Source organism: Bryocella sp. (genome assembly GCF_058498515.1).
This window is the reverse complement of the sequence record NZ_JBMHYI010000048.1, coordinates 24061-31261: the sequence shown is the minus strand read 5'-3', so window position 1 is coordinate 31261 and position 7201 is coordinate 24061. Positions and strand designations below refer to the sequence as shown.

General features: G+C 59.0%; 8 protein-coding genes, 1 tRNA gene and 1 pseudogene. 5 read left to right on the top strand and 5 right to left on the bottom strand.

Going from position 1 to position 7201, the window contains the following annotated elements; genetic code table 11:
• Nucleotides 1-173: 173 nt before the first annotated feature.
• A complete protein-coding gene (locus AC5E6W_RS15895) occupies nt 174-779 on the bottom strand; it encodes a putative outer membrane beta-barrel protein (protein WP_491753307.1) in 606 nt (201 codons plus the stop codon).
• 246 nt (nt 780-1025) lie between these two features.
• On the opposite strand from AC5E6W_RS15895, the gene AC5E6W_RS15890 reads away from it, so the two are divergent.
• The gene (locus AC5E6W_RS15890; protein WP_491753305.1) at nt 1026-1568 is read left to right on the top strand and encodes an inorganic diphosphatase; all 543 of its coding nucleotides are present in this window, start codon (nt 1026-1028) and stop codon (nt 1566-1568) included.
• Between the two features lies 1 nt (nt 1569).
• Here AC5E6W_RS15890 and AC5E6W_RS15885 read toward each other — a convergent pair whose 3' ends face one another.
• On the bottom strand, nt 1570-2934 hold the full coding sequence (locus AC5E6W_RS15885) for an APC family permease (RefSeq protein ID WP_491753304.1): 1365 nt from the start codon (nt 2932-2934) through the stop codon (nt 1570-1572).
• A gap of 181 nt (nt 2935-3115) precedes the next feature.
• On the opposite strand from AC5E6W_RS15885, the gene AC5E6W_RS15880 reads away from it, so the two are divergent.
• The 4 genes and pseudogenes from AC5E6W_RS15880 to AC5E6W_RS15865 all read left to right on the top strand — a co-directional run bounded on the left by AC5E6W_RS15880 (nt 3116) and on the right by AC5E6W_RS15865 (nt 4464).
• Nucleotides 3116-3209, top strand: a tRNA-Ser gene (locus tag AC5E6W_RS15880).
• A 142-nt stretch (nt 3210-3351) separates the two neighbouring features.
• Nucleotides 3352-3801, top strand: a pseudogene (locus AC5E6W_RS15875) (SIS domain-containing protein); the annotation flags it as partial.
• 155 nt (nt 3802-3956) lie between these two features.
• Complete coding sequence (locus AC5E6W_RS15870) at nt 3957-4238, top strand: BrnT family toxin (RefSeq protein ID WP_491753303.1); 282 nt, start codon at nt 3957-3959, stop codon at nt 4236-4238.
• Entirely contained in the window at nt 4216-4464 is a 249-nt protein-coding gene (locus tag AC5E6W_RS15865; RefSeq protein WP_491753302.1) for a hypothetical protein, read from the top strand. The genes AC5E6W_RS15870 and AC5E6W_RS15865 overlap by 23 nt, the downstream gene beginning before the upstream one ends.
• 293 nt (nt 4465-4757) lie before the next feature.
• Here AC5E6W_RS15865 and AC5E6W_RS15860 read toward each other — a convergent pair whose 3' ends face one another.
• From AC5E6W_RS15860 to AC5E6W_RS15850, 3 genes are read right to left on the bottom strand one after another with little or no spacing between them, the layout of a single operon-like run.
• Nucleotides 4758-5546, bottom strand: coding sequence for a RelA/SpoT-related domain-containing protein (locus AC5E6W_RS15860; RefSeq protein WP_491753301.1), 789 nt, complete (start codon nt 5544-5546; stop codon nt 4758-4760).
• On the bottom strand, nt 5543-6547 hold the full coding sequence (locus tag AC5E6W_RS15855) for a ParA family protein (protein ID WP_491753300.1): 1005 nt from the start codon (nt 6545-6547) through the stop codon (nt 5543-5545). The genes AC5E6W_RS15860 and AC5E6W_RS15855 overlap by 4 nt, the downstream gene beginning before the upstream one ends.
• Nucleotides 6531-7151, bottom strand: a complete 621-nt coding sequence (locus tag AC5E6W_RS15850; RefSeq protein WP_491753299.1) for a hypothetical protein — start codon at nt 7149-7151, stop codon at nt 6531-6533. Before AC5E6W_RS15850 ends, AC5E6W_RS15855 begins: the two co-directional genes overlap by 17 nt.
• Nucleotides 7152-7201: the final 50 nt, after the last annotated feature.

The following is a 7201-nucleotide window of genomic DNA, read 5'->3' as shown; positions in this document are numbered from 1 at the left end:
GATGAAGCGGCTGCTGCCGTGCGGATGCAGGGCGGACGCGGCGGTTTCGAGTTCAGATTGGGTCAAGGTGAAGAAAACTCCCGACCTTCAGCCTAGCATCCGGCGGGGATGGGCAGACGTGACTGCGGGCACAGGTTGGGATGAGATTTCATGGGGTTGCAAGCGAGGAGAGGTTACTGATAATCGCTCTGCTTGTTGTGGTCGCGGAAGGGGATGCGGTAGTTGATGCCGATGAGGAGGATGGTGGGGGTGATGTGGTCGTTGGTGCCGAGGGTCCAGGACTGATATTGGTAGTCGAACTTGGCTTGGAAGTTACGGATGAGGTCGAGATCGACGCCACCACCGTAGTTGAAGACGATGGAGTTGTCGCCAAGGTAGGTAGTGTTCTGGTTGAAGTGGATGGTGCCGGGGCCGACGAGGAAGTCGGCGTAGGGGTGAAGGACGTGGAGAACGCTGACCCTGCCCTGGAGGCCGATGAGGTAGGTGCGCTCTTTGGTGGCGGTGCTGCTGTTGAGGTTGACACGGGCCTCGAGGGAGGGCGCGATGGGCAGGCGATGGAAGTAGCGGGTGAAGTCGACGCCGAAGGCCGCGCCGTTATTGCGACCGGTGGCGTAGGCGGGATTGGCGTTTTCATAGCCAGCGAAGACGGAGATGGCTTCGCTCTTGTAAGCGGTGGGGATGTTTTGCGCGTGGGTGCATGCGATGGGCAGCGCGAGGAAGAGAGTTGTGAGAAAGAAGCGGTTGCATGATCTGCGCCAGGCGCGCGAAGGGAGTGTCATGGTCTATCCAGTCGGGGTGATTTAGCGGCCGTTTGAGCTCTGGGAGTTAGGACGGCAGTTTAAGTCAAGGCGCTGGCTGAGGCGGGATTCTTTCTGCGATGGGCAAGAAAGAGAGGGTGCAGACTAGGCCTGCACAGCTGATAACGGTAGACTTGTGTGCGGAGCACCGCGCCCAAAAATGAGATGGAAGAGGGATGCGGCGCTGCAGGTTTTCAATCGCTGAGAGAAGAAGAGACTTCAACCTTTATGACGAATTATCTTGAGCTTCCGGTGGGCGCAAAGGCCCCCGAGCTGGTGAATGCCGTGATCGAGATTCCGCTCGAGGGCATCAGCAAGTATGAGTACGACAAGCAGCTGCATGTGTTCCGGCTGGACCGCAATCTGTTTTCGCCAGTGCACTACCCGGGTGATTATGGATTCATTCCCAGCACGCTGGGCGACGATGGCGATCCGCTGGATGTGCTGGTGCTGGTCGATACGCCGAGCTTTCCGGGCTGCATCCAAACCGTGCGGCCGATCGGTGTGCTGGACATGATCGACCAGGGCGCGGGCGATGAGAAGATCCTGGCGGTAGGTGAGGGCAACCCGCGCTACGACAATATCAACTGCTACTCGGAAATTTATCCGCACATCCTGAAGGAGATTACGCACTTCTTCGCGATCTACAAGGATCTCGAAGGCAAGCGCGTTGAGGTGAAGGGCTGGAAGGATGCGGAGACGGCCCGCGCGATCATCGTGGAGGCGCAGCAGGCTTTTGAGGCCAAGAAGGCGGAGCTCGCGGCGAAGTAGCTCAGGCTAAGGTGTTTCGAGTCGTGCGCTTTGCGAAGACCCTGCCGAGCAGGTAGACAATTGCGCCGACCGCACCGATCAGGGCAGCGAAGAGGAGTGCAGGCATTCCGGCTACGTGCTCTCCACGCGCTGCCCAGAGCGAAAACAGCAGAACACATGCGGGGCCGAAGCCAATGGCGACGGCCCCGATGTTGCCTCCTGGGACGTGGAAGGGCCGCTTGAGGGCGGGCTCCTTCCAGCGCAGTACCGCGAGTGCCACGAACTCCAGCAACAACGCGGCGCCGTAGAGCACAAGATCGATGGAGATAAGGCGCTCGAAGCTGAAGTTCAGTGCGAGGGCCCAAATGCCGGCACAGAAGAGCACGCTGACCCAGGGGACGCCGTTCGCGGTCTCGCGCGTCAGGAGGCGGGTGATCGGGTTGGGGCTGCGGCCGGCGGATATGGTGTCGTGGGCCGCGTCGCGTGCAACGGCGAAGGGCACGCGCGTGTAGCTCATCATGAGCGGATTGAACATGCCGGCTCCGTTGATCATGCCGCCGAGGACAACTGCTCCGGCGAGTACAGGTCCGGCGAGCGAGCGCGCAGCGTCGGTCCAGGCTCCGGTGGTGAAGGCCTCAGGAGACATTCCCGCGAGACCCACGGCGAGCAGCGGAAGGATGTAGGTGAGCGCGACGAGTGCAGCGGCGGCCAGCATCGCCCGTGGGTAGTTGCGCTGTGGGTTCTCAACCTCCTGCGCCACGGTCGAGGCGTTGTCCCAGCCCATGTAGTTCCACACGGTGACGGAGGCGGCGGTGGCGAGATCGCACGAGGTCACCGGCTGCAGCAGAGCTCCCGTGCCATGGCCATGCCAGCGCCAGAGCGCGAAGCCGATCATGGCGACGAAGGGGGCGAGCAGGATGACCATGAGTACGACGGAGCTGTCGCCGACGGCCTTGGCGCCGCGGAGGTTCCAGAGCGTGCAGCCGAGCACGACGGCGAGTTCCCACCCCAGGGCGCGATGGCCCGCAGTCCAGGAGGGCGCGAAGCGGCCCAGGTAGGTAACGAAGATGACGGGGTAGATGGCCATGTCGAAGACGCTGGCGGCCATGGACAGCCAGGCCTCCTGGAAGCCCCAGAAGGGTCCGAGCGCGCGGCGCACCCAGACGTAATAGCCGCCTTCGTCGGGCAGGGCGCTGGCGAGCTCGCCAACCATGAGTGCGACGGGAAGGCTCCAGATCAGTGGTATGAATGCCAGCAACAACAGCCCGCGGACGTAGCCCGCACCGCCGAGGATGTCCTCGAGCCCATAGGGCCCACCGGCGACCATGAAAAAAGTCGCTCCGATGAGGGGAAGCAGGCGGACACGATCGGTGCGGGCTAGGCGCAATCTTTGGGAGACCTCAGAGTGGCTGGGATAGCGGGGGCGCTCGCTAGAATGTAACGGAAAGCCGGGTTGGGAGGGGTACGAATTACGGTGCCGCCAAGGATCTCCGGGCGACTGGCTCTCGCTGGCGGCTAAGGTATAATCAGGTTCTGCGTCACGTTGGGGCACCACGGTTGTACCCGTAGGAGAGTTGGCCGAGAGGCTGAAGGCGGCGGTTTGCTAAACCGTTATAGGGCCCTAAAGCTCTATCGAGGGTTCGAATCCCTCACTCTCCGCCATATTGTCTGTGCCGATGGTTCTCTCGGTTGCAGAAGCTAAGAAAAGCCCGCGAAAGCGGGCTTTTTGCTTGGGAAGTTCTATCGAGAGAAATCCTCTGCCGCGACCTCTTGAGAGGTTTCTCCGCCCTTGCTTTCTCTCGCATTCCTCGGCCGAGGCATCCACTACCCCATCGCCCTCGAAGGCGCCCTCAAGCTCAAGGAGATCTCCTACATCCACGCCGAATGCTACCCCGCCGGCGAGATGAAGCACGGCCCCAACGCCCTCATCGACGAAACCCTCCCCGTCGTCGTCATCGCCACCAAAGACCCCTCCGACCCCTCCTCCGTCCTCAAGTACGAAAAGACCCTCTCCAACATCCAGGAAGTCACCGGCCGATCCGGCCGAGTCATCGCCATCGCCATCGCCATCGAAGGCGACCACGAAATCTCCCAGCTCGTGGAACACGTCATCCACATCCCCCCCACCCACGAGCTCCTACTCCCCATCCTCGAAGTAGTCCCCCTCCAGCTACTTGCCTACCACATAGCCGTACGCCGAGGCTGCGACGTCGACCAACCCAGAAACCTGGCGAAGAGCGTGACGGTGGAGTAAGAGTATGTACATACTGTGCGGAGCACGTTCGTTTTGCTTTCAGCGACATAGCCGCAAAACCGAGATTTGCGCGCAACTGGCACTGTAGTTTTCTTGGGAAATATCATCGTTCGGCGGTTTTGACACGATTTCAGAGCATTCCGTATCACCCTGCCATGCAATTCACCTACGACCAGCGCAAGGCCGCCACCAACCTACGCAAGCACCGCGTCAGCTTCGACGAGGCCATCACCGTCTTCGCCGACCCGCTGCGGGCCGCGTGGCCGGATGAAGATCACTCTTGGGAAGAAGAGCGGTTCACCACGCTCGGCCAATCCACCCGTGAGCGCATCCTCTTCGTCGTTTACACTGAGTCCGACTCCATCGTGCGCCTCATCGGCGCACGTGTCGCCACCGCGACCGAGCGCCACCTCTATGAAGAAGTCAACGAAGGCTGATCCCCTCGCCGAGCGCAAACTGGACCTGTCCAAGGCGGTGCGCGGCAAATACACGAACCTGCTCGCCAAGGGCACGAACGTGGTCGTGGTCGAGCCTGATCTCGCGGAGCAATTCCCCGACTCGGAGTCCGTAAACCGAGCGCTCAGGGCTCTTCTCGCCATCCGCCAGCAGCTGATGCAAACAGAGTTGAAGCAGGCAGCCCCCAAACGCTCCCGCGCCGCGTAGTTCGAGGGTTCAGTCGCCCGCGCAGTACGTCCCCGCCGCAGTCCCCATAGACCCACCCAGCACCGTCATCCTGAGCGAAGGTTCGCGGCCTCACGCGAACCGCAGCCGAGAGACCTGCATTTCCGCCCGTTCGAGCACTCCCATGTGCGCTTCCGGCCGGAACCCGATAACCCGTACAACACACTATGTGCATCTCCCAGCCAGTTGCTACCGCTCCCGATCCGGGAAGTGGCCGCCTCCGGCTCCTCACTGCCACCTAGCCGCAATAAGACGCTGTGACGTCGATCAGACTATTAGTCCGGAGAAGCCGGTGAGGGGCGAATAGAGCGCAACCCACGACGATTGGAAGGGGATTTTCTCGCCCCTCTCGGGGCGACTGAGACCTTGCCGGACGAGTTCTCGATATGTTCAAGGTGAGAGCGGAAGATCGCATCAACAAGCCGGGTGGCTGCGGACGTGACACGTGCGAGCACAGCCAGCTGCTCCTTGCACGAGACACTGTCAGTTTCTTCAGGGTAGTTGATCGTGTGGCTCGTCTCGCCCCATAGCTCCTCCGCTAGGGTTCGAACTTGGATCTCACATGTGTATTTGCTCTTGCTGAAGGTTTGAAGAATGTAATGAACGCTGGTATATAGAGTTTCGCTCTCCTTCGTCTTGATTCCAATACCCTCAAAGTAGGCTTTAGTTTCGTCATCCCAGGTCCGTGCCGTTGGTTCGCCGATGAGTTGGTACCGTGCTTCGTCTAGCCGGTTCTTAAGTGCCCTGTCCAAATTCGCCATCTGCCTAGTGTGTAGGTGCAAAATCCTTATGCCAGCCAGGTCGTAAAATTCGGTGAAGAAATTGTCTTTGTTGATCCCAAACTTCTCCTGATGCTCTTTCGCGTACTTGATCTTCCGCTCTAAGCTGTCCTTCACGTGCTCAGGATCCTTAATCCTCCATTTGATGGAGTGGATATATTTTCCGAGCTCTTTGTCTGCGAGAATCTGGCCCTTTAGCTGGTCTAATGCCAACGCGACCTCATCGCGGTTGGCTTTATATAGCTCCACAAGATCATTCACCAATTTTTTCTCTGGTTTCGTCACCTAGCACGCTCCAGGATCCTTTTCGCGATCCCGTGGAAGGCCCGTGCTGCATCACTTCTTTGCGCTGGCGTACCCGCGTCCACCTCAGACATCGGGACCCCCTGAACCTGCGACGCGTTCGCGATGGTGCCGAAGTCTTTCACCTGTCCGAGTTTGTTGATTTCTAGCGAACTAGAGGCAAGTTTATTGTCGATCTTTCGGAGCGGAGTTATGAGATCCGACATGATTCTTCGCTCGATGCGAGCGAGGTATCCGGCAAACGCTTGGGAGACAACTCCACGGTATACTTTGAATCGCTGAGGTATATAACCCAACATCTTAGGTGATCCCGGGATCAGGTAAATATCCTCCGGCGCGAGCTTCGAAATGAGGGACCATTGTGTTATCCAGCTAGTGAGAGTAAGCCCCATTGTTCGCAGCGCCCTCAGCGAAAACTGATCGCAGGCGGCCGGGACGATGAACCCATCACAATCAAGAAGAATCACTCTGTTGAGTGGGCCAATATTCGGACCGCAATCGTAGAAAACTATATCGATCTCGTGCTCGCCGCAGAGTTGATTGACCAGGCTGCTTAGAGCCATCGTCCCTCTAAGGCCGCGCATCTTCCGCTGAAGGCATTCGCTCCAAAAGCTAGAGAGTTCCTCCTCGAACTCGGAGAGTCTTATGTCGCCGCAGGCCAGAAAGAGATTCTCGATGCTGAGCTCGATAGCTTGAAGAGATCCGACCTCACCCACCCCTTCTGCCACTGGCTTGATCGCAGACCACACGGTGCGCCCATCGGCAGAATCGGAATTTGCAAGAAGGTCGTCAAGGACCGATTCTTCGAGGAGGCAGGAACTGAGGTTGCACTGTGGGTCGGTGTCAACGAGTAAGACACGCTTCCCCATATCCGCAAGCGCCGCAGCGATATTCACGGTTAGTGTGGTCTTACCAACGCCACCCTTGTGATTGAAAATCGCAAATCGGAGCGCCTTGTGCCGCTTCTTACTCGTCTGAGGCACCGATAGCCTCTCTCTCCGGTCTTCCGGCTTGGGTCCGTTTATTTCTCTTTCTCGGTTTGGCGCTCGCCATTGCGGCTCGCGCCTCATCACGGTTCGGTAACGCTTGGACGAAGAGTTCGCCGGCCGCGCTCAGTTGCTTGTTTCCCTTAGACACGGGGATTATATAGCCGCTCTTGGCGGCGTCATTTACCGCCAGCGCTGCATTGGCGAACTTCGGCTGCGCCGCGTCGGTATTCAACTTGCTAATGTCCAAAGTCTTGAAGTGGGGGGTATCCCTGAAGTGCGTGAGATAGTAAGCCAAGCACGCAACCCTTTCTACACCCGTCCGCGGCTGCTTCTGAAGTACAAACTCCTTTGCTGAGAGTTCCTGCCGGACCGGCTGGCTATTACTAAGGGAGGCGGGGGCCGCATGAGATGGCACAACCCCGCGACCCTCTGTGAAGCCAGCGGAGGGAGAAACGCCGAAAAATGTCGTGATCGTATCTATGAGGCGCTTTCGGCCAGCTGGCCTCAACCGGCGGCAAATCTCGAGAACAGCCGTAAGGTCCTCAATAGCGATATCGTCCTCGGAGATAGCCTCCGGCGTTACCTCGTGGTCAAGCATGCTGAATCCCCCACTTATCGTTGCCCTGAATCCTATGCGAAGGGTCCACG

Bases quoted from the DNA above. Each gene is read 5' to 3' on its own strand.
- AC5E6W_RS15895 (WP_491753307.1), bottom strand. From the start codon at position 779: ATGACACTCCCTTCGCGCGCCTGGCGCAGATCATGCAACCGCTTCTTT.
- AC5E6W_RS15890 (WP_491753305.1), top strand. From the start codon at position 1,026: ATGACGAATTATCTTGAGCTTCCGGTGGGCGCAAAGGCCCCCGAGCTG.
- AC5E6W_RS15865 (WP_491753302.1), top strand. From the start codon at position 4,216: ATGAAGAAGTCAACGAAGGCTGATCCCCTCGCCGAGCGCAAACTGGAC.
- AC5E6W_RS15850 (WP_491753299.1), bottom strand. From the start codon at position 7,151: ATGCTTGACCACGAGGTAACGCCGGAGGCTATCTCCGAGGACGATATC.
- AC5E6W_RS15870 (WP_491753303.1), top strand. From the start codon at position 3,957: ATGCAATTCACCTACGACCAGCGCAAGGCCGCCACCAACCTACGCAAG.